We start from the raw sequence: 22,101 nt of genomic DNA on the forward strand, positions 1-22,101 counted from the left end.
GATGAAGATTTATACGGTTGGCGGCGCCGTGCGCGATGCGCTGCTGGGGCTGCCCGTCAAGGATCACGACCATGTGGTGGTGGGCGCCACGCCGGACGACATGCTGCGCCGTGGCTTCCGTCCAGTCGGCAAGGATTTCCCCGTATTCCTGCATCCGAAGACCCAGGAGGAGTATGCGCTGGCCCGCACCGAACGCAAGACGGCCCCCGGCTACCGGGGCTTTGTGTTCCACGCGGCGCCCGACGTCACGCTGGAAGACGACCTGGTGCGGCGCGATCTCACCATCAATGCGATTGCCCGCGACGAAGACGGCCAGCTGACCGATCCGTTTGGCGGCGTCGACGATATCCACAACAAGGTTTTCCGCCATGTCTCCGACGCGTTTGGCGAAGATCCCGTGCGCATCCTGCGCGTGGCCCGCTTTGCCGCCCGCTTCGGCGACTTTACGGTGGCGCCTGCCACGCTGGTGCTGATGCGCAGCATGGTGGCCAACGGCGAAGTCGACGCGCTGGTGGCCGAGCGCGTCTGGCAGGAAGTGGCAAAAGGGCTGATGGAAGCGCAGCCGTCGCGCATGCTGGCGGTGCTGCAGGACTGCGGCGCCTTGCCGCGCATCCTGCCCGAGCTGGACATCGCCCCACACCTGCTGCAGGCGATCGACCGTGCCGCCGCCGCAGGCCTGGAATTGTGCGTGCGCTTTGCCGTGCTGATGCTGGCCGTTCCCGTCGCACAGATCATCGCGCTCGGCGAACGGCTGCGCGTGCCGAACGACTGCCGCGAGCTGGCCGTGATGGCGGCGCGCGAGCAGGCTGCGATTGCCGGTGCGCTGGCCTCGAGCGCCGAAGAGCTGGTGAGCCTGTGCGAGCGCTGCGACGGCTTGCGCAAGCCGCAGCGTTTCGTGCAGCTGCTGCAGGCGGTGGAATGCGATGCCCGTACAAGGCAGGCGCGCGATTTCCCGCAGTCCGCCTGGCTGCAGGCGATGCTGGCGGCGGTGCGCGGTGTCGATGCGGGCGCGCTGGCGCTGGCCTGCGCGCAGGAGCCGAAAAAGATTCCTGCCGTGATCCATGCGGCGCGCGTGGAAGCCGTGACCAATGCGATCAGCAGCCGGGAAGTGCCATGACATTGCCGAAACTGTTCCAGAATCCGTTACGCCGCTGGCTCAGCCGCAGCAGCGGCGACGCGCGTCCCGCCGTGCTGGTCAAGCAGCTGCACGAGCGCGACCGGCGCCGGATGATGAAGCATTTCCTGTCGCTGGAAAAGAGCGACCGCCTGCTGCGCTTCGGCAGCTCGCTGCCCGACGAGCTGGTGGCGCAATACGTGCAGAAGATGGATTTCTCGCGCGATATGGTCTACGGCGTCTACAGCAGCACCTTCAAGCTGGTCGGCGTGGGCCACCTGGCGTTTGCGCCGAAAGACAAGTCGCCCGCGAAAAGCGTGGTAACCACCAAGGAACAGGTGGCAGAATTTGGCGTGTCGGTATCGAAATCGATGCGCGGCATGGGCGTGGGCTCGAAGCTGTTCGAGCGGGCGGCGATTCACTGCCGCAACAACGATGTCGATACGCTGTATATGCATTGCCTGTCGTCCAACAAGACGATGATGCATATCGCCAAGAAGGCGGGCATGGAAATCCAGCGCGAATACGGCGAAGCCGATGCATATTTGAAATTGTTGCCGCCGAACCCCAGCAGCATGCTGCAGGAGGCGGTGCAGGAACAGTTCGCCATGTTCGACTACACCTTCAAGGCCAATGCGCGCGCCGCCTCCAAGCTGTGGGATCGCTTGCCGGGGCGCAAGAAGACGCCTCCGCCAGCCTGACTACAGCAGGGGCAGGGCGGTCGTATCCTTGATACGCTGCAGGGCAAAGCTCGATTTCACGTCCAGCACGGCCGGGTGGCGCAGCAGCGTCGCCATCATGAAGCGCGAAAAGTGCTCCATGTCTTCCACGTGCACGCGCAGCAGATAATCCATTTCGCCCGTCATCGCATAGCAGGCCACCACTTCCGGCCATTGCGACACGGCCACGGCAAAGTCGGCCCGTGGCGAGGTCGTCGTCACCAGGTTGGGCGCCAGCACGCGCGCCGTGCTGTGGGTATGGGCGGTGGCGTCGCTGTGCTTTTCCAGCCGCACGTTCACATACGCCAGCAGTCCCAGGCCGATCTTTTCCGGGTCCAGCAGCGCCACGTACTGGCGGATCACGCCCGCTTCTTCGAGGCGCTTGACGCGCCGCAGGCACGGCGATGGCGACAGGCTGACCTGCTCGGCCACGTCCTGATTCGACAGCCGGCCGTCGGCCTGCAGCACCGAGAGGATCTTGCGGTCGGTTTTATCCAGCGTAATTTTGCTCATGCTTCCTCCGGTAGGGCTAATTTCACGCAATATTATTGCGCAAATCATGGTTGTTCGGGAGATCTTTGGCATTTAATGCCGGCCGGCCCCGCCTATACTGTGCCCTACTTCTAGGAGGAGACATCATGCAATTTCAACCTTGGGATAACCCGATGGGTACCGATGGTTTCGAGTTCGTCGAGTATGCAGCACCAGACCCAAAAGCATTGGGCAAGCTGTTCGAGAACATGGGCTTCACGGCCATCGCGCGCCACCGCCACAAGGATGTCACCCTGTACCGCCAGGGCGACATCAATTTCATCATCAATGCCGAACAGGATTCGTTCGCGCAGCGCTTTGCCCGTCATCACGGCCCGTCCGTGTGCGCGATCGCCATCCGCGTCGACGACGCCGCGTTCGTGTACCGCCGCGCGCTGGAACTGGGCGCCTGGGGCTTCGACAACAAGACCGGCCCGATGGAACTGAACATTCCCGCCATCAAGGGCGTGGGCGATTCCTTGCTGTACTTTGTCGACCGCTGGCGCGGCAAGGGCGCGGACAAGGAAGGCGCTCCGGCGCCGGGCGGCATCGGCGACATCAGCATCTATGACGTCGATTTCGTCGCGATTCCGGGCGCGGTGGCCAATCCGGTCGGCCATGGCCTGACCTATATCGACCACCTGACGCACAATGTGCACCGGGGCCGCATGAAGGAGTGGGCCGGTTTCTATGAAAACCTGTTCAACTTCCGCGAAGTGCGCTATTTCGATATCGAAGGCAAGCACACGGGTCTCAAGTCGAAAGCCATGACCTCGCCCTGCGGCAAGATCCGCATCCCGATCAACGAATCGTCGGACGACAAGTCGCAGATCGCCGAATACCTGGACCAGTACCACGGCGAAGGCATCCAGCATATCGCGCTGGGCACGGACGATATCTACGGCTCGGTGCAGGGCATGCGCGACACCGGCATCGATTTCCAGGACACCATCGAGACGTATTACGAACTGGTCAACCGCCGCCTGCCGAACCATGGCGAGCAGCTCGATGAACTGCGCCGCTTGCGCATCCTGATCGACGGCCACAGCACGGACACGGAACGCGAACTGCTGCTGCAGATCTTCACGCAGACGGTGATCGGCCCGATCTTCTTCGAGATCATCCAGCGCAAGGGCGACCAGGGCTTCGGCGAAGGCAACTTCCGCGCGCTGTTCGAATCGATCGAGCTGGACCAGATCAAGCGCGGCGTGTTGACGGCGGTGTAAGCCTGGGCGGTGTTTGTCGGCTGACGCCCTGCGGGCTAACCCGACCTGCGCGGATGATGGGTGTTTGTCGGCTTACGCCCTGCGGGCTAACCCGACCTACGCCCCCTGTTTTGCGTAGGTCGGGTTAGCCGGAACGGCGTAACCCGACAAGGCCGCAGCAAGAAAAAGCACCAAAAGAAGCACCAAAAGGTACCCACGCAGGTGTGCAGTGCAGCAAAAGAACTGCGCGCATTCCTGTGGTAGTCTACGACAAACAAGTCATTTTTCCGCACCGGCGCGCTTACAAGGCAGGGCCGGTACGTGTGAGTTCAACCGACTTTGCACGCGTAGCACAGAGAATAATGGAGACAAGTAATGAATGCACCAGTCAAGGGCTCGAATCTTGAGCCGGGCGCGCACGCGTCCGATATTTCCCTCAACGACAAATACACACTGCAGCGCGGCCGCGCCTTCATGACCGGCACGCAGGCGCTGATCCGCCTGCCGATGATGCAGCGCGAACGCGACCTGAAAGCGGGCCTGAACACGGCCGGCTATATTACCGGCTACCGCGGTTCGCCCGTCACCTCGGTCGACATGACGGCCGTGAAAGCCAAGAAATACCTGGACGAACACCACGTCAAGTTCCACCCGGGCCTGAACGAAGACCTGGCGGCCACGGCCGTCTGGGGCACGCAGCAGACCAATCTGTTCGAGGACGCCAAGTACGACGGCGTGTTCGGCATGTGGTACGGCAAGGGCCCGGGCGTGGACCGCTGCGGCGACGTGTTCAAGCACGCCAACAACGCCGGCACCGCCAAGCATGGCGGCGTGCTGGTGCTGGCCGGCGACGACCATGCGGCCAAGTCCTCGTCCACCGCGCACCAGTCCGACCATATCCTGAACGCCTGCGGCATTCCCGTGCTGTATCCGTCGTCGGTGCAGGAATACATCGACTACGGCCTGCATGCCTGGGCCATGAGCCGCTACACGGGGCTATGGGTGTCGATGAAATGCGTGACCGACATCATCGAGTCGGGCGCGGCGGTCGACTTCGATCCGGACCGCGTGCAGATCACCCTGCCGACCGACTTCGAAATGCCGGCCGGTGGCCTGAACATCCGCTGGCCGGACACCGTGCTGGAGCAGGAAGTGCGGATGAACAGCTACAAATGGTATGCCGCGCTGGCCTATGCGCGCGCCAACAAGCTCAACAAAATCATCTGGGACAGCCCGAAAGCGCGCATCGGCATCATTACCGCCGGCAAGTCCTACCTCGATACGCGCCAGGCGCTGGCCGACCTCGGCATCGACGAGCAGACGGCTTCCGATATCGGCATCCGCCTGTACAAGATCGGCATGACCTGGCCGCTGGAAGCGGACGGCGTGCACGAGTTCGCCAAAGGCCTCGACGAGATCCTGGTGGTGGAAGAAAAGCGCCAGATCCTCGAATACGCGCTCAAGGAAGAGCTGTACAACCTGAAGGATGGCGAGCGTCCGCGCGTGGTCGGCAAGTTCGACGACACGGGCGAATGGAGCAACCAGAAGGGCACCGGCCACGGCGACTGGCTGCTGCCGGCCACCTATGAGTTGAACCCGGCCATGATCGCGCGCGCGATCGCCAGCCGCATCTCGCGCTACTACGCCGGCCATCCGGTCGAGCAGCGCGTCAAGGAGCGCATCGCCTATCTGGAAGCGAAAGAAAACGTCCTGAAAGCCATCAGCGTGAAACCCGATCCGCAAAAGGACCGCACGCCGTTCTTCTGCTCTGGCTGCCCGCACAACAGTTCGACCAAGGTGCCGGAAGGCTCGCGCGCGCTGGCCGGCATCGGCTGCCATTACATGGTGCTGTGGATGGACCGCGAAACGTCGACGTTTACCCATATGGGCGCCGAAGGCGTGACCTGGGTCGGCCAGGCGCCGTTCACCAACGAAAAGCATGTGTTCACGAATCTGGGTGACGGCACCTACTTCCACTCGGGCATCCTGGCGATCCGCGCGGCCGTGTCGGCCAAGGTGAATATCACCTACAAGATCCTGTTCAACGACGCGGTGGCGATGACGGGCGGCCAGGAATTCGACGGGCCGTTATCGCCGGCGATCATCTCGCGCCAGATCGCGGCCGAAGGCGTGGGCCCGATCATCGTCGTCACCGACGAACCTGAAAAATATCCGTCCGACTACGCCTGGGCCGAAGGCGTCACCGTGCGCCACCGTTCCGAGCTGATGGACGTGCAGCGCGAACTGCGCGACATGCCGGGCGTGTCGGCCATGATCTATGACCAGACCTGCGCCTCGGAAAAACGCCGCCGCCGCAAACGCAACGAATACCCGGACCCGGCCAAGCGCGCCGTGATCAACGAAGCCGTCTGCGAAGGCTGCGGCGACTGTTCCGTGCAATCGAACTGCCTGTCGGTGGAGCCGCTGGAAACCGAACTGGGGCGCAAGCGCCAGATCAACCAGTCGTCCTGCAACAAGGATTTTTCGTGCACCACGGGTTTCTGTCCGAGTTTCGTGACGGTGGAAGGCGGCGGGCTGAAAAAGCCGAAAAAAGCGGCCAGCGCCGACAAGGGCGGACCTGAAGTGCCGGTCCTGCCGACGCCCGTGATTCCAACCACGGCCGAGCCATTCGGCATTCTGGTCACCGGCATCGGCGGCACCGGCGTGGTGACCGTCGGCCAGATCCTGGCGATGGCGGCCCACGTGGAAGGCAAGGGCTGTTCCGTGCTGGACATGAGCGGCCTGGCGCAAAAGGGCGGCCCGGTAATGTCGCACGTGCGCCTGGCGGACCGCCAGGACGATATCCATTCGACCCGCGTCGGCACCGGTGCGGCCGATCTCGTGATCGGCTGCGACCTGATCGTCACGGCCAGCCGCGACGCCCTGTCGCGCATGGGAGAAGGGCGCAGCTGGGCCATGATCAACTCGACCAGTTCGTCGACGGCCGCGTTCGTGAAAAACCCGGACTGGCAGTTCCCCGGCGCCTCGGCGCGCATGGAAATCGAAAAGGCCTGCGGCAAGGATCATGTGGACTTTATCGACGCGGGCCAGATCGCCACGGCGCTGATGGGCGACTCGATCGCCACCAATATGTTCATGCTCGGCTACGCGTGGCAAAAGGGCAAAGTGCCGCTGAGCGAGGCGGCGATCATGAAAGCCATCGACCTCAACAACGTGTCGGTGGCCTTCAACAAGGCCGCCTTCAACTGGGGCCGCGCGGGCGCGCATGACACGGCCAGCCTGCAGCGCATGACGGCGCCGGCCAAGGTGGTGGAATTCAAGCGCATCGACACGCTCGACGACATCATCGACAAGCGCGTGGCGCTGCTGACGGCCTACCAGGACCGCGCCTATGCGCAGCAGTACCTCGATTTCGTCAACCAGGTGCGCAACGCCGAAAGCGCGCTGAACGGCCCGCAGCTGCGCCTGACGGAAGCGGTAGCCCGCTACTTCTACAAGCTGATGGCTTACAAGGACGAGTATGAAGTGGCGCGCCTGTACACCGATGGCGCATTCCAGGCCAAGATCGCGTCCATGTTCGAAGGCGACATCAAGCTCAAGTTCCACCTGGCGCCGCCGATCATGGCCAAAACCGACGCCCAGGGCCACCTGGTGAAAAAGGAATTCGGCCCGTGGATGATGAAGGCGTTCGGCCTGCTGGCGAAAATGAAAGGCTTGCGTGGCGGCCCGTTCGATATCTTTGGCCGCACGGCCGAGCGCAAGATGGAGCGCGCGCTGATCGACGAGTATCGCCGCACGGTCGGTGGCCTGCTGCCCAAGCTGACCACGGCGAAACTGGCGCAGGCGGTGGCCATTGCCAGCATACCGGAAGATATCCGCGGCTATGGCCACGTGAAGGAGCGCCATCTGGTGGCGGCAAAAGAGAAGGAGGCGAGCCTGCTGATCGCCTTCAACGCACCGCCGCCGTTGCCGACCGCCGTGGCGGCGCCGGTAGCCGCGACGGTGGCCTGATCTGTCACTGAGGTCATGCATGGCGCCTGCGGGCGCCATTTTTACATGTTTTTTTCAGTATCGTAATAAGCAACTATGTGACTGAAAACGTTTATAATCTTTCAAATAGTTTCTTTATGGAAAAATTGTGAAGACTTTGCGTAATGTAGCGCTGCTGGCCATTCCCCTGTTGCTCGCTGCCTGCGGCGGTGGCGGCGGTGGTGATGGCGGCAGCACGGCCAGCGTGCCGCCGACACCGCCCGTCACCGGCAGCAGCCCCACCATCGTGGCCTCGTCCACCGTGCAGAACCTGTGCGAAAAGCCGCGCAGCGGCAACGCCACCGACCGCCAGGGTACCCTGCTCAACGAACTGACCTGGGTGCGCAGCTGGATCGATGAAACCTATCTGTGGTACCAGGAAGTGCCGAGCACCTATCTGCCGCAAAACTTCAGCACCCCGGTCGCCTATTTCGATGTGCTGAAAACCAATGCGATTACGGCCAGCGGCAAGCCCAGGGACCAGTTCCACTTCACCTATACGACGGCCGAATGGGAAGCCTCAAACAAGGGCATTGAGCTGGGCTACGGCATGCTGCTGGCCATCAGCCAGGCCACGCCGCCGCGCAAGGCCGTGGTGACGATCGTCGAACCCGGTTCGCCGGCGGCGCTGGCCGGCGTGCAGCGCGGCGACGTGCTGCAGACCATCGATGGCGTGGACTTCGTCAACGCCGGGGACCAGGCCAGCGTCGATCTGATCAATGCGGGCCTGTATCCGGCTGCGCAGGGCCGGCACACGCTGGCATTCAGCCGTGGCGGGACCAGCCTCGGCGCGAGCCTGCAGGCGATCGAAGTCAATACCAGCGCCGTGCAGAACGAGCGCATCATCGACACGGCCACCGGCAAGGTGGGCTACCTGACCTTCAACACGCATAACTATGTGGCCGAGCGCCAGCTGATCGACACCATGCGCCGCTTCCAGGCGGCCGGCATCAGCGACCTGGTGCTCGACGTGCGCTACAACGGCGGCGGCTATCTCGATATCGCCAGCGAGCTGGCCTACATGATCGCCGGCCCGCAGGCGACCACCGGCAAGACGTTCGAGCAGGTGATCGGCAACGACAAGGTCAAGGCCGACGCGCCGATGCCGTTTCATGCGCAAAGCCAGGGTTTGCCCGCACCGAACCCGATTGCCAAGGGCACCGCACTGCCTTACCTGGGCCTCAAGCGCGTCACCCTGCTCACCACCGGCAATACCTGTTCGGCCAGCGAGTCGATCATCAACGGCTTGCGCGGCGTCGATGTGGAAGTCAACCTGATCGGCGACACCACCTGCGGCAAGCCCTATGGCTTCTATCCGCAGCCAAACTGCGGCACCACCTATTTTGCGGTGCAGTTCAAGGGCGTCAACGCGAAGGGCTTTGGCGACTATGCCGATGGCCTGGCGCCGACCTGCCGCGTGGCCGATGACTATGCGCATGCGCTGGGCGACAGCAACGAAGCGATGCTGGCGTCGGCGCTGCTGCTGCGCACGCGCGGCAGCTGCATCCCGGCCACCGGCATGAGCAAGCTGCTGAGCTCGGTAGAAAGCTCGGAAAGCGTGGCCTTGCGCGTGTTGCGTCCGCAATACAAGGAAATCGCGATCCGGCGCTGACCCTGGGAACGATGCTGGATCTTTGCTTATAACAATATTGATATAAGGTAAGAAGAAAGCATTCGTTCTGTAAATACTTGCATTTTGCTATCTTGCTCGATTTCTTACCTTTAAGAAGTTCAGCAATGCACAAACAATGCAAGTTATCTCCGCTGGCACTGGCCGTACTGGCCGTGCTCGGCGGCTCCGCATGGCAGGCACACGCGCAAACGCAGTCGCCCGCAACGGATACTCAGCCGGCGGCCACCCCGCAGGCCGTCGTCGTCACCGGTTCGCGCATTCCGCGCGCCAGCCTGGAAGGTCCTTCGTCCGTCACCATCCTGACCGGCGACGAGATCACCAAGCAGGGCTACAAGAACGTGTTCGACGCGCTCAACAACCAGGTGCAGAACAGCGGCTTTACCCAGGGCGAAGACTATGGCAATACCTATACGCCATCGGCCAATACCATCAGCCTGCGCGGCCTGGGCCCCAACCACACGCTGATCCTGCTGAACGGCCGGCGCCTGGCCGACTTTCCGATCGCCTATGACGGCGCGGTCAACTTCACCAACCTGGCCAATATCCCGTCGAGCATCGTCGATCGCATCGAGATCCTGAACGGTGGCGCCTCCGCCATCTACGGCTCGGACGCGATCGCCGGCGTGGTCAACGTGATCCTGAAAAAACAGACCGAAGGGTTCGACATCAACGTCAAGGCCGGCGGCACCTCGCGCGGCGGCGCCAACAGCCAGCGCGTGCAGCTGACGGGCGGCGGCAACTTCGACAAGCTCCATACGCTGTTCAGCGTGGAACTGAGCGAACGCGATCCCCTGACGAGCATGCAGCGCGACTTCATGACCACCCGCTCGGGCGTGCCGACCACGGTGGCCTCGCGCCGCACGCTGGGCGCCGGCACGGCCGGCAGCTATGTGGACCTGGGCGACACCTGCAATCAGTTCGGCGACATGTTCGGCGGCAGCGTATCGAGCTATACGGCAAAGAACGGCAGCTATTGCGCCAGCCCGAAAGCGCGTCCGACCTTCTGGACCACGCAAACGAAAAACAGCAGCCAGAACGTGTTCGGCAGTGCCAACTATGAGCTCGATGCCGACACCACGCTGTTTGCCGACTTTTTGATCGGCAAGAACAAGACCGTCAACAACACGCGCGGCCCGTCGTGGACCTCGGCTTCGCTGAACGGCAACTCGTTCTACAACCAGAACACGGGCGCGTACGAAGAGTGGACGCGCTTTATCTCGCCCGAGGAAATCGGCGGCGTGCAGCGCTACAACCGCAGCTGGGACGACCTGGCCACCGCCGTGTCGCTGGGCGCCAAGGGCCGCATTCCCGGTACCGCCTGGCAGTATGAAGCGAACTACAACGCCTCGATCTACAAGAGCGAAGGCCATGTGCCGCGCATGCGCTCGAATATCGACAGCTTCTTCCTGGGACCCAAACTGGGCACCGACGCCAATGGCGTGGCGATCTATGCACCCGATGCGTCGCGCCTGTCGCGCCGCCTGACGCCGGAAGAATTCAACGGCATCACCGGCTACGCCGACAGCGCAGACAAGGCCTGGACCAATACCCTCAGCCTGGCCACCAACGGCGACCTGTTCCAGATGCCGGCCGGCATGGCAAAGATCGCCACGATTGCCGAAGTGGGCAAGCAGGGCTTCCGCAACGAACCCGATGCGCGCATCAACGAAGGCTATTTCAATATCGCCAGCGGCGCCAACCTCACCACCGGCACCCGTTCGCGTTCGGCGCTGGGTGCCGAGGTCAACCTGCCGCTGCACGACAAGCTGACCGGCACGCTGGCCGGCCGCTATGACCGCTACAGCTTTGCCGGCCGCAAGGAAGGCAAGTTCACCTACAACGGCGGACTGGAACTGCGTCCCGCGCCCGAACTGCTGTTCCGCGCCAATTACGCCACCAGCTTCCGCGCGCCGGACATGAACTACATCTACCAGGCGCGCGGCACCGGCTACTATTCGAGCACCACCGACTACTACCGCTGCGGCGCCGCCGGCCAGCCGATCGAGACCTGCGAGTTCGCCAACAAGTCGCCGGGCGCCGACTACGTGCAGAACGGCAGCCGCGACCTGCAGTCGGAAAAAGGCAAGTCGTTCGGCATCGGCGCCGTCTGGTCGCCCAGCTCGAACTTCGACGTCTCGGTCGACTACTGGAACATCAAGATCGATGACCTGGTCACCAACCTGAGTGACGACAAGCTGCTGCGCGACGAAGCCGACTGCCGCCTGGGCAAGACCGACATCACGTCGCCGACCTGCATCGACACGCTGGGCCGCATCGAGCGCTACTCGGCTACGGCGCTGAACAAGGCAGGCGAAATCAAGACCATCACGGTCAACCCGATCAATGCTGCCAAGCAAAGCAGCAGCGGCATCGACGTCAGCCTGAAATACCTGCTGCGCACCAGCAACTACGGCCGCTTTGCCTTCAAGGCCAACTACGCGAAGGTGCTGAGCAAGAAGTCGCAGCAGTTCGCGGGCGACGAGGAAATCGACGAAACCAAATCGATGACCAATATGGACTGGCCTGACAAGCTGAACCTGAGCGTCAACTGGGGCGCGGGCGACTGGTCGAACACGCTGCTGGTGAGCCGCTATGGCAAGGTGCCGAACTCCGCCGGCACGGCCTACCTGACGCCGACGGCGCTGGCCAATATCAGCAGCGTCTACCGCATCAACGACCGCGCCACCGTGTCGCTCATTGTCAACAACGTGTTCGACAAGATCAAGCGCGACAGCAGCAATGGCTGGCCGTACTATCCGATCGGTAACTACAGCCCCGTGGGACGCCAGGGCTGGGTGGAATTCAATTACCACTTTGGTAGCTGATTTCTAACCCAACAGCAAGACCTGGGGTCGGACCCTCAGGGGGAATACGTCCCAGTGGGGCGTATTCCGATCGCGAAGCGACCGACCCCGGCACTTTGACGTTGGGGTTCAATATGAAAGCCGGGACAGCAAACAGCTCTCCCGGCTTTTATTTTCCCCCATATTTACCCTTGGCATTTGGCCATATAATTGCCGGCTTCCCCATCCGATGCTGGAGCCTTCCCCATGCTACGCCCCGTCCTGCTGTCCGCCGCTTTGTTATCCGTTTTTGCTTCTTCTGCATACGCCGCCTCGCCATTGACCACGGTGGCCGAACGCTCGGGCTTTGCCAGCACCGGCCGCTATGCGGAAGTGGAAACCCTGTGCAAACAGTTCCAGGCCCGCTATCCGAAACAGGTGCGCTGCCTTGAATTCGGCCGCACGCCGGAAAACCGCCCGATGCTGGCGCTGGCCGTGTCGAATACGGGCGCGTTGACGGCGCAGGAAGCGCAGCGGCGCAAGCTGCCGGTGCTGCTGGTACAGGGCGGCATCCATGCGGGTGAAATCGATGGCAAGGACGCGGGCTTCCTGGCGCTGCGCGAAGCGCTCGATGGCAAGGCGGCGCGCGGTGCACTCGACAAACAGGTGCTGCTGTTCGTGCCCGTGTTTAACGTCGACGGCCACGAACGATTCGGCCGGTGGAACCGTCCGAACCAGCGCGGTCCGGTGGAAATGGGCTGGCGCAGCACGGCGCAAAACTACAACCTGAACCGCGACTACATGAAGGCCGATGCGCCCGAGATGCAGCACATGCTGGCGCTGGTCAACGCCTGGGACCCGCTGGCCTATGTCGACCTGCACGTGACCGATGGCGCGCAGTTCGAGCCTGACGTGTCGATCCAGGTCGAACCCGTGCATGCGGGCGACGCCGCACTGCGCGTGGCCGGAGCTGCCTTGCGCGACAACGTGATGGCCGACCTGGCGAAACAGGGTTCGGATCCGAAACCATATTACATCTCGTTTGCCGAAAACGACAATCCGCAGTCGGGCTTTGTCGATACCGTGTCGAACCCGCGCTTTTCCACCGGCTATTTTCAATTGCGCAACCGCTTCGCGATGCTGGTGGAAACCCATTCGTGGAAGGACTATCCGACCCGCGTGCGCATCACGCGCAACACCATCGTCTCGCTGCTGGAGCAGATGGCGCAGCATGGCGCCGGCTGGCGCAAGACGGCGCTGGAGGCCGATGCGCGCGCGGAAAAGCTGGCCGGCAGCGAACTGCCACTCAGCTACCGGACCACCGACAAGAGCCGCCTGATCGATTTTCGCGGCTACGCCTACACACGCACGCCGTCCGAGGTGTCGGGCGCGCTGATGACGCGCTATGACGAAACCACGCCGCAGGTATGGACGGTACCTCTGCGCGAAGAGATCGTGCCCGACCTGAACGTAGTGGCGCCAAAAGCCGGCTACCTGGTGCCGGCCGCGCAGGCGGCGATGGTGGGCGCCAAGCTGCGCCAGCATGGCGTGCGCTTCCAGGTGCTGGCCGGCGCGCCGGGCCGCTTGCCGGTCGAAACCTTCCGCGCCACGCAGGTCAAGTTCGGCGCGAAATCGTTCGAAGGCCGCCAGACGGCGCAGGTGACGGGCGAGTGGCAGCGCGAACAGCGCGAGATCGGCGCCGGCGCGCTGTATGTGCCGGTCAACCAGCCCAAGGCGCGCCTTGTAGTGGCCTTGCTGGAGCCGCGCGCGCCCGATTCGCTGCAGGCCTGGGGCAGTTTCAATACCGCGTATGAGTCCAAGGAGTACATGGAGGAATACGTGGCCGAAGACGTGGCGCGCAAGCAACTGGCGGCCGATCCGCAACTGGCGGCGCAGTTCCGCGACAGGCTGGCCAGCGACCCGGCCTTTGCGAACAGCCCGCACGCGCGCCTGGAGTTTTTCGCGCGCCGCCACAGCTCGTGGGACGAGCGCCTGAACCTGTACCCGGTGCTGCGCACCGACGCGACGCCGGCCCCATAGCAGCGCCGGCAAGCCGGGCAGGGCGCACACCGCAGTTGTCAAATCATGTAGATTAATATTAAGAAATGTTATTCTGCGCCCGATGATGGCGCCGCCATGACCAGCAAGGGCCAGCGATGGGCAACAAAACCGTGTACCACCAGCACCGGGACGCATTTTTCAGTGCCTGCGACGCCGCGCGCGGCAATCAGGCGCAGCAGCTGCGCAGCCTGCTGGCGGCCGCGCCGCAACTGCTGACCCTGCGCTCGCTCAATATGGACGATGGCGACTCCCTGCTGCACGTCGCTGCGGCCAGTGGCAGCAGCGACGCGTGCGCCTTGCTGGTGTCGCTGGGCATGGATGTCGACCTGCCTTTGCCGGGCCACCGCAACTCGACTCCGCTGTGCGCGGCGGCAGGCGATGGCCACCTCGACACGTGCCGCTGGCTGCTCGCCCATGGCGCCGCCGTCGACGGCCTGCCGGACAATATCCTGTCGCCGCTGGCCAGCGCCTGCATCGGCGGGCACCAGGCCGTGGTCGCCTTGCTGCTGCAGCAAGGCGCCAATCCGAACCGCCTGCATACGCGCTGGAATACCGCCCCGCTCGATATGGCGACCGGCTGGGGCTTTCCCGAGATCGCCGCGCTGCTGGCCGCTGCCGGCGGCGTCAGCATCGGCGACGTGCCGCCGCAGACTGCCGGCTCGCCGCAGGAATCGATCCGCACCTTCATGCACAACAGCGCCGGCTGGGTCTTGCCGGCCGTGTGCAGCCCGGACAGCGGCGACGCGCGTTTTTCACTGGGCATCAGCTGCATCGGCGGCAAGCGCGATTTCAAGCTGCTGTTTACGGTCGGCCTGTTCCGGCAAATGCCGATGACCGAACTGGCCGTCTGCCTGCCGACCCGCTGGCCGCTGACCGTCAACGGCTTTGCCGCGCACAGCCGATGGCGCTTTCCGGTCGAACTGCTGGCGCGCCTGGGCCGCGCCACGCTCGACCAGGCCAGCCTGGCGGCAGGCGCGCTGCTGCGGCGCGACGATCCACTGCTGGCGGACCTGGCCTGGCCCGACGGCGTCGATGCGCTGCTGGCCATCGACAAGCGCTGGAATGGCGAAGCGCAGCAGGAAGAGATTCCCGTCGACGACAAGGTGACCATTTATCTGCTGGTACCGGTCACATACCCCAAAAAAGGCGCACCGCATGGCGCTGCCTTGCAGGCCCTGATGGAACGCAAGCTCAAAGGCAGCTGGAAAGTGTCGGCCTTGCCGTACACCGTCCAGGGCTAGCCGGCATGCCATGCAAACATTTTCTCCTTCCGCCTCAGGCGGCCTCCTGTCCAACCCATTGTTCAACCCATCGGTTTCCATGACACAGCAGAAAAAAATTCTTATCCTCAGCGTCTCGGCCGGCGCCGGCCATATGCGCGCCGCGCAGGCCATCGAGGCGTATGCCACGCAGGACGACGGCCACGGTCCGCGCGCCATTGCCAGCCATCTCGACGTGATGGAATTCGTCACGCCCGCGTTTCGCAAGATGTACACGGATTTCTATATCAAGCTGGTCAACAAGGCGCCCGCGCTGTGGGGTTATCTGTACCACGCCACGCACGACGCACCGAAGGACAGCACCATGCAGCGCCTGCGCCGCGGCGTCGAGCGCCTCAATACGCGCGCGCTGATGGCGCAGATCGCGGCGTTTGCGCCGGACGCCATTATCTGCACCCATTTCCTGCCGGCCGAACTGCTGTCGCGCGCCTTGCGCGAACGCCAGCTGGCCTGTCCGGTATGGGTGCAGGTGACGGACTTCGACCTGCACCGCATGTGGGTACACGACCATATGCAGGGCTATTTTGCCGCCACCGACGAAGTGGCGTTCCGCATGCGCCACGAAGGCATCCCGGCCGAGCGCATCCACGTGACGGGCATCCCCGTGATGCCGGCGTTTGCCAAAGCGCTCGATCGCAGCGCATGCGCGCAGGCATTCGGACTCGATCCCGCCCGCAAGACGATTTTGCTGATGGGCGGCGGCGCGGGCCTGGGCAGCCTGGACACCATCGCCGCGCGCCTGCTGGCGCTCGATGGCGGCTTCCAGCTGATCGTGCTGGCCGGGAAAAACGCCGCGGCACTGGCGGCACTGCAAAAACTGGCCGCGCAGTATCCGGGCCGTTTGCTGGCGCAGGGCTTTACCAGCGAAGTGGAGCGGCTGATGGCCTGCGCCGACCTGGTGATCACCAAGCCGGGCGGCCTGACCACCTCCGAATGCCTGGCGCTGGGCCTGCCGATGATCGTCAATTCGCCGATCCCCGGCCAGGAAGAGCGCAATGCCGACTACCTGCTGGAGCAGGGCGTGGCGCTGAAAGCGTTCGACGGCGTGACGCTGGAATACCGCGTGCGCCATCTGCTCGACCATCCCGAACGGCTGCAATCGATGCGCGACAAGGCACTGGCGCTGGGCCGCCCGGGCGCGGCGCTGGACGTGCTGGCCCAGGTACTGGGAACGCCAGCATGAAGGGCACGGTAGTCAAGCCGTGGCAGATCGCGCTGACGCTGGCCTGGGTCTGTCTGCTGGGCCTGTTTTTCGCGCAGGTCGAAATCCAGATCGAAGGCGCGGCCGGCTGGGCCGCCAACCTGCCCACCTGGCGCATCGAACACCACTGGCTGCTCGATATCTTCTGGGGCGGACGGCCGATGACGGGCTACCACGCCTGGGTGTTCCCGTTTGTCGCGCTGTTCTTCCATTTTCCGCTGCTGTTCCTGGCGCAGTGGTCGTGGCGCCTGGAAGCGCGCGCGATCGGCTGCATCATGCTGTTCTGGGTGGTCGAGGACTATCTGTGGTTCGTCATGAATCCTGCGTACGGCGTGGCGCATTTCAGCCCGGCGCATATCGCCTGGCACAAGCACTGGCTGTTATTTGCGCCGACCGACTACTGGGTCTCGCTGCTGGTCGCTGCCGTGCTGCTGTTCTTTTCATACCGGAGAAAATCATGACGTCGATACCCGCGATGTTGCTGGCGCTGTCGTTCTGCATGATGATGGCCCCGGCAGGCGCACAGAAGCCTGGGGCGCCCGAGCGCAATCCCGACTGGGCCACGCCGCTGCCGCATGTCTCGAACCTGCACCAGGTCACGCCCGCCCTGTATCGCAGCGCGCGGCTCGATAGCGTCGACGTGGCGCAGCTGCAGGCGCTGGGCGTGAAAACCGTGATCAGCCTGCGCTCGTTCCACTCCGATACCGAAGTGCTCGAAGGCAGCGGCATCCGCACCGTGCGCATTCCCATCAACACCTGGGCCATCCGCGACCGCCATGTGATCGAGGCGATGCGCAGCATCCGCGCCGCCGAGCAGGAAGGCCCGGTGCTGCTGCACTGCCTGCACGGCGCCGACCGCACCGGCATGATGATCGCCATGTACCGCATGCTGTACCAGGACTGGCCGCGCGACAAGGCGATCGACGAGCTGAAAAACGGCGGCTATGGCTATCACGCCGTGTGGAAGAATATTGAACGTTATCTGTCGCGCGTGAATGTCGAGGACATCCGCGCGCGCATCGACCAGGGAACCCCATGAAGAGATTATTGATTGCTGTCGCCGCCTGCGCCCCGTTGTTTGCCCTGGCCGCCGCCGACGTCGCCCTGCAGGACATCAGCAAGCCTGGCATGCCGGGCAAGACCTTTGCCGCCAGCACCACCATGGCGGCCAGTGTCGCCACCGTGTGCGCCACCATCCAGGATTTTGCCGGCTACCCGCAGTTCATGCCGAACGTCGACAAGATCACGGTGGCGCCGGGCGGCGCCGGCACCTCGCTGGTCGATATCACCCTCAAGCTGCCGATGGGGAAGACCAAGCGCTACCGCCTGAAGATGACCCCCAGGGTCACGGATGCGAGCTGCCAGCTGGCGTGGAAGCTGGTGCCGATGGAAGGCCTGAAACCCGACGAGACCATCGCCGACACCAGCGGCGCGTGGCAGCTGGCGCCCGACGCGAAAGATCCGTCCAGGACCGCCGTCAAGTACCAGGTGTACACGGACCCGGGGCCGGTGCCGATGGGGTTTGGCTGGATCGTCGACAGCATGAGCCGCGACAGCATTCCGACGATGTTCGATGCCTTGCGGGCGCGGGTGGCGGCTTCTTCACGCTGATCGGCCAGTTCAGGCATGATTGCGATTCCCGTCACGTTTTTCCGGAATTCGCATGGAACACCACAGCTTTTTATTGAACATCCTGTTTTACCTGGTCGCCGCCATCGTCACCGTGCCGCTGGCCAAGCGCCTGGGCATGGGCGCCGTGCTGGGCTATCTGGTGGCCGGCGTCGTGATCGGCCCGTGGGGCCTGGGCCTGATCAAGAACGTCGAAGTGATCCTGAGCTTTTCCGAGTTCGGCGTGGTGCTGCTGATGTTCCTGATCGGGCTGGAGCTGGAGCCGAAGCGTCTGTGGCTGCTGCGCCGGCCCATCTTCGGCTGGGGCGGGGCGCAGGTGGCGGTGGTCAGCGCCGGCCTGTGCGCCGGCGCGATGGCGTTCGGCGTGGACTGGCGCACGGCGCTGGTGGGCGCGCTGGGCCTGTCGCTGTCGTCGACCGCCATCGTGCTGGCCACCCTCGGCGAAAGGAAATTGATGTCCACGCCGGCCGGCTCGGCCGGTTTTTCGATTTTGCTGTTCCAGGATATTGCCGCCATTCCCATGATCGCGCTGGTGCCCCTGCTGGGCGGCCTGGCCACCCACAGCGATGCGCCGGGCTGGCTGCGCGTGGTGAAACTGGTAGCCGTGCTGGGCGCGCTGGTGGTGGCCGGACGCTTCCTGGTCAACCCGATCCTGCGCTTTATCGCCAAGACCGAACTGCGCGAAATTTTCACGGCCTTTGCGCTGATGCTGGTGATCGCCATCTGCGTGCTGATGGAGTCGGTGGGCCTGTCGATGGCGCTGGGCACCTTTGTCGCCGGCGTGCTGCTGGCCGACTCCGAATACCGGCATGAGCTGATCAGCGACCTGGAGCCGTTCAAGGGCCTGCTGCTGGGGCTGTTCTTTATCGCGGTCGGCATGTCGGTCGACTTCGGCGTGCTGCGCGCGCAGCCGATGCTGATCCTGGCGCTGGTGGCGGGCCTGCTGGCGATCAAGATCGCGCTGCTGTACGGCCTTTCCAAGCTGTTCGATATTCCGCGCGGCCAGCAGCTGTTCTTTGCGCTGCTGCTGTCGCAGGGCGGCGAGTTTGCCTTCGTGGTGTTCGCCACCGCGCTGGCAGCCCACGTGTTCACGCCCGAAACCAGCGCCGTGCTGGTGGTGGTGGTGACGGTGTCGATGGTGGCCACGCCCTTGCTGCTGCTGTTGCACGACAAGCTGGTGGCGCCGCGCCTGCGCACCGACAAGAAGCGCCGTCCCGACGACACCATGCAAGCGCAGGACAACCCGATCATGATCGCCGGCTTTGGCCGCTTCGGCCAGATCATCGGCCGCCTGCTGGCCGCCAACAAGGTCGGCGTGACGGTGCTCGACCACGACCCGGACCAGATCGACCTGCTGCGCAAATTCGGCTTCAAGGTGTTTTATGGCGATGCCACGCGCGTGGACCTGCTGGTGGCGGCCGGCATTGAAAAAGCGAAAGCGCTGGTGATCGCCATCGACGACGTGGACGACAGCCTGGCGCTGGTTGACGCCGTGCGCCTGCGCCTGCCGCACCTGACCATCCTGGCGCGCGCACGCAATGTCACGCACTACTATGAACTGATGAACCGGGGCGTGACCCTGATCGAGCGCGAGACGTTTGCCGCCGCCCTGCTGCTGGGCGAGCAGACTTTGCGGCAGGCGGGATTTTCCGCCGAGCGCGCCCAGCACGCGGCCACTGTCTTCCGCACGCATAACCTGAAAACCCTGCTCGAAGTGGCGCCGCATTTCCAGGACCAGCAGAAAGTCATGTCCCTCACGCGCAAGGCGCGCGAGGAGCTGGAAGACATGTTCGAGGGGGATGCGGCGGCGTTTGCGGCAGAAGGAGAAAACGGCAGGTCGGATTAGGCGGCGCCGCCGAGGCCAAAGGCCGTCATCCGACAACATTGTTGGCGTCGCTGGTGTTGTCGGCTTGCGCACTTGCGCGCTAAGCCGACCTACGCCTCCCGATAATGTTATCGGGTCACTTCCCCCGCTTGCTCTCGATCGCCTCGATCTGGTCCATGATGCCATTCATGCGCGCCACCAGCGCCTGGTAGGGCTGCGGCGTGGCCAGATCCACCCCGGCCGCCTTGACCAGCTCGTACGGATCGCTGGAACCGCCCGAGCCGAGCATCTTCAGGTAGGCCTGCAGCGCGCCCGGTTCTTTTGCCACGATGCGCTGCGAAAACGCCTGCGCCGCGGCGATCGAAGTGGCGTACTGGAATACATAGAAGCCGTGGTAGAAGTGCGGCACATACGCCCATTCCAGCGCATAGGCCGGGTCGATCTTCATCACGCCCTGCGTTTCGCCGTGGTAGCGTTTCAGGATGCCGGCATAGATGGCCGTCATCTGCTCGCCCGTCAGCGACTCGCCCTGGTCGACCTTGCCGTGGATGGCCGCCTCGAATTCGGCGAACATGGCCTGGCGGAAGAAGGTGCCGCGCAATCCCTCCAGCGCCGCGCCCAGGTACAGCAGTCGCTCATCGTCGTCCTTCGCCACCTTCAACTGATGGTCGAGCAGCAGCGCTTCGTTGGTGGTCGAGGCGATTTCCGCGACAAAGATGCTGTACGGCGCATAGATCGACGGCTGCGCCTTGTTGGCCAGCACCGAGTGCATGGCATGGCCCCATTCGTGGGTCAGCGTGCTGACGGCTTCGTAGTTGTCCGTGTAGTTGAGCAGCACGAATGGATGCACGTCATATGCGTCGCCATTCATGTAGGCGCCGGCCGCCTTGCGCGGGCGCGGATACACGTCCATCCAGCGCGCGCTGGCCGCCGCCGTCAGGGCCTTGACATAGTCGGCGCCCAGCGGCGCGGCGGACGCCAGCATCATCTGCTTGCCTTCGGCCAGCGGGAAGCTGCGCTCGCTTTTGAGCAGCGGCGCATATATGTCGTAGTAGGCCAGGTCCGTCACGCCCAGCATGCGCGCGCGCAGCTTGAAGTAGCGGTGCAGGGTAGGCAGGTTGGCGTTGGTCTGCGCGATCAGGGTCTGGTAGACGGCGGGCGGCAGATGGTCGGCGTCCAGCGCCGCTTCCTGCGAGTTGGTATAGCGGCGCACTTTCGCATACGCCGCGTCGGTCTTCAGCTGGCCGTACAGGGTCTCGCCAAACGTGCGCTCGTATTCCTTCCACTTGCCGAAAAAGTCGTCGAACACCAGCTTGCGGTCGGTGCGGTTGTCGTCGCCGCGATATTTGGTGTAGGCCGCCTGGTCGAGGCGCACTTCCTTGCCGGTCGACAGCTTGACGGTCGGCCACGGCACTTCCGAATTGGCCAGCGTGCGGTAGATCGAGGCGGCCGAGCTGGTGGCCAGGCCAAACTGCGACACCAGCTGCTCACCCGCGCCATCGAGCGTATGCGGCGCATTGCGCAGCATGGTGCTCAGTTGAAAACGGTACAGCTGCAAGCCCTTGTCTTTTGCCAGCAGGGCGTCGACACGCTTGCCGCCCAGCGCCAGGATCTCGGGCTGCAGAAAGGTGGTGGCCTGCGTAAAGCTGTTGCCCAGCAGCGCGGCGCGCTGGCTCAGCTGGTTACCCTTGCTGTCGCCCGTATCCTGGTCGTAGTACTGCGACGCATAGGTACTCAAGCGGTTGACGCGCTTGCGCGCTTCGGCATACAGGTCCAGGCAGCTTTTCAGGCGGGCCGGCGAGGCGCCCAGTTGGCCCTTGCAGGCGGCCAGCTGCTGCAGTTGCGCCGTGAGCTTGCCGGCATCGGCATCAAAGGCGGCATCGTCCTGGTACAGCGACGTCAGGTCCCAGCGATCAAGCTGGTTGTCGGCCTGCGCCATGGCAGGCGTGCCGAAAGCGGTGGCGAGGGCAAAACCGAGGGCCAGCACGGTCAGTGCAGGGCGTTTGAAGGTCGTCATACTATCCATTCCATATTCTGGTTTCAAGAGGGCGGCATGCAGCGCGCCTACTTTACAGCAAGATGGAAAACAGACCGGGAGCCGGGGGAGGGAGCTCCCCCGGATAAAGCGGA

The 22,101-nt window shown here is 63.8% G+C and carries 15 protein-coding genes; 13 read left to right on the forward strand and 2 right to left on the reverse strand.

What is annotated here, in order from left to right:
* The first annotated feature begins 1 nt into the window (after nt 1).
* Together RTQ46_RS00505 and RTQ46_RS00510 are read left to right on the forward strand one after the other, a co-directional pair.
* Nucleotides 2-1,117, forward strand: coding sequence for a multifunctional CCA tRNA nucleotidyl transferase/2'3'-cyclic phosphodiesterase/2'nucleotidase/phosphatase (locus tag RTQ46_RS00505; RefSeq protein ID WP_312433940.1), 1,116 nt, complete (start codon nt 2-4; stop codon nt 1,115-1,117).
* Nucleotides 1,114-1,815, forward strand: a complete 702-nt coding sequence (locus RTQ46_RS00510) for a GNAT family N-acetyltransferase (RefSeq protein ID WP_312433941.1) — start codon at nt 1,114-1,116, stop codon at nt 1,813-1,815. Before RTQ46_RS00505 ends, RTQ46_RS00510 begins: the two co-directional genes overlap by 4 nt.
* Here the strand turns inward: RTQ46_RS00510 and RTQ46_RS00515 are convergent, their stop codons facing one another.
* On the reverse strand, nt 1,816-2,346 hold the full coding sequence (locus RTQ46_RS00515; RefSeq protein ID WP_312433942.1) for an Lrp/AsnC family transcriptional regulator: 531 nt from the start codon (nt 2,344-2,346) through the stop codon (nt 1,816-1,818). It abuts the gene before it with no gap.
* A 125-nt stretch (nt 2,347-2,471) separates the two neighbouring features.
* Between RTQ46_RS00515 and hppD the strand changes: the two genes are divergently transcribed.
* From hppD to kefC, 11 genes are all read left to right on the forward strand, one after another.
* The gene (gene hppD, locus RTQ46_RS00520) at nt 2,472-3,590 is read left to right on the forward strand and encodes a 4-hydroxyphenylpyruvate dioxygenase (protein ID WP_312433944.1); all 1,119 of its coding nucleotides are present in this window, start codon (nt 2,472-2,474) and stop codon (nt 3,588-3,590) included.
* Between the two features lie 354 nt (nt 3,591-3,944).
* Nucleotides 3,945-7,541, forward strand: a complete 3,597-nt coding sequence (locus RTQ46_RS00525) for an indolepyruvate ferredoxin oxidoreductase family protein (protein ID WP_312433945.1) — start codon at nt 3,945-3,947, stop codon at nt 7,539-7,541.
* A 127-nt stretch (nt 7,542-7,668) separates the two neighbouring features.
* Nucleotides 7,669-9,171, forward strand: coding sequence for a S41 family peptidase (locus RTQ46_RS00530; RefSeq protein ID WP_312433946.1), 1,503 nt, complete (start codon nt 7,669-7,671; stop codon nt 9,169-9,171).
* A 125-nt stretch (nt 9,172-9,296) separates the two neighbouring features.
* On the forward strand, nt 9,297-12,017 hold the full coding sequence (locus RTQ46_RS00535; protein WP_312433947.1) for a TonB-dependent receptor domain-containing protein: 2,721 nt from the start codon (nt 9,297-9,299) through the stop codon (nt 12,015-12,017).
* Between the two features lie 225 nt (nt 12,018-12,242).
* A complete protein-coding gene (locus RTQ46_RS00540) occupies nt 12,243-14,015 on the forward strand; it encodes a M14 family metallopeptidase (protein WP_312433948.1) in 1,773 nt (590 codons plus the stop codon).
* Between the two features lie 116 nt (nt 14,016-14,131).
* Complete coding sequence (locus RTQ46_RS00545; protein ID WP_312433949.1) at nt 14,132-15,277, forward strand: ankyrin repeat domain-containing protein; 1,146 nt, start codon at nt 14,132-14,134, stop codon at nt 15,275-15,277.
* A gap of 79 nt (nt 15,278-15,356) precedes the next feature.
* Entirely contained in the window at nt 15,357-16,499 is a 1,143-nt protein-coding gene (locus RTQ46_RS00550) for an MGDG synthase family glycosyltransferase (RefSeq protein WP_312433950.1), read from the forward strand.
* Entirely contained in the window at nt 16,496-16,978 is a 483-nt protein-coding gene (locus RTQ46_RS00555; RefSeq protein ID WP_312433951.1) for a hypothetical protein, read from the forward strand. Before RTQ46_RS00550 ends, RTQ46_RS00555 begins: the two co-directional genes overlap by 4 nt.
* Nucleotides 16,975-17,556: a dual specificity protein phosphatase family protein gene (locus RTQ46_RS00560; RefSeq protein WP_312433952.1), complete on the forward strand. Its 582-nt coding sequence runs from the start codon at nt 16,975-16,977 to the stop codon at nt 17,554-17,556. Before RTQ46_RS00555 ends, RTQ46_RS00560 begins: the two co-directional genes overlap by 4 nt.
* The gene (locus tag RTQ46_RS00565) at nt 17,553-18,128 is read left to right on the forward strand and encodes an SRPBCC family protein (RefSeq protein ID WP_312433953.1); all 576 of its coding nucleotides are present in this window, start codon (nt 17,553-17,555) and stop codon (nt 18,126-18,128) included. The genes RTQ46_RS00560 and RTQ46_RS00565 overlap by 4 nt, the downstream gene beginning before the upstream one ends.
* Nucleotides 18,129-18,180: 52 nt before the next feature.
* A complete protein-coding gene (gene kefC / locus RTQ46_RS00570; RefSeq protein WP_312433954.1) occupies nt 18,181-19,992 on the forward strand; it encodes a glutathione-regulated potassium-efflux system protein KefC in 1,812 nt (603 codons plus the stop codon).
* 115 nt (nt 19,993-20,107) lie between these two features.
* Here the strand turns inward: kefC and pepF are convergent, their stop codons facing one another.
* Nucleotides 20,108-21,988, reverse strand: coding sequence for an oligoendopeptidase F (gene pepF / locus RTQ46_RS00575; RefSeq protein WP_312433955.1), 1,881 nt, complete (start codon nt 21,986-21,988; stop codon nt 20,108-20,110).
* Nucleotides 21,989-22,101: the final 113 nt, after the last annotated feature.

Source organism: Janthinobacterium sp., assembly GCF_031995485.1.
GTDB lineage: Bacteria > Pseudomonadota > Gammaproteobacteria > Burkholderiales > Burkholderiaceae_D > Janthinobacterium.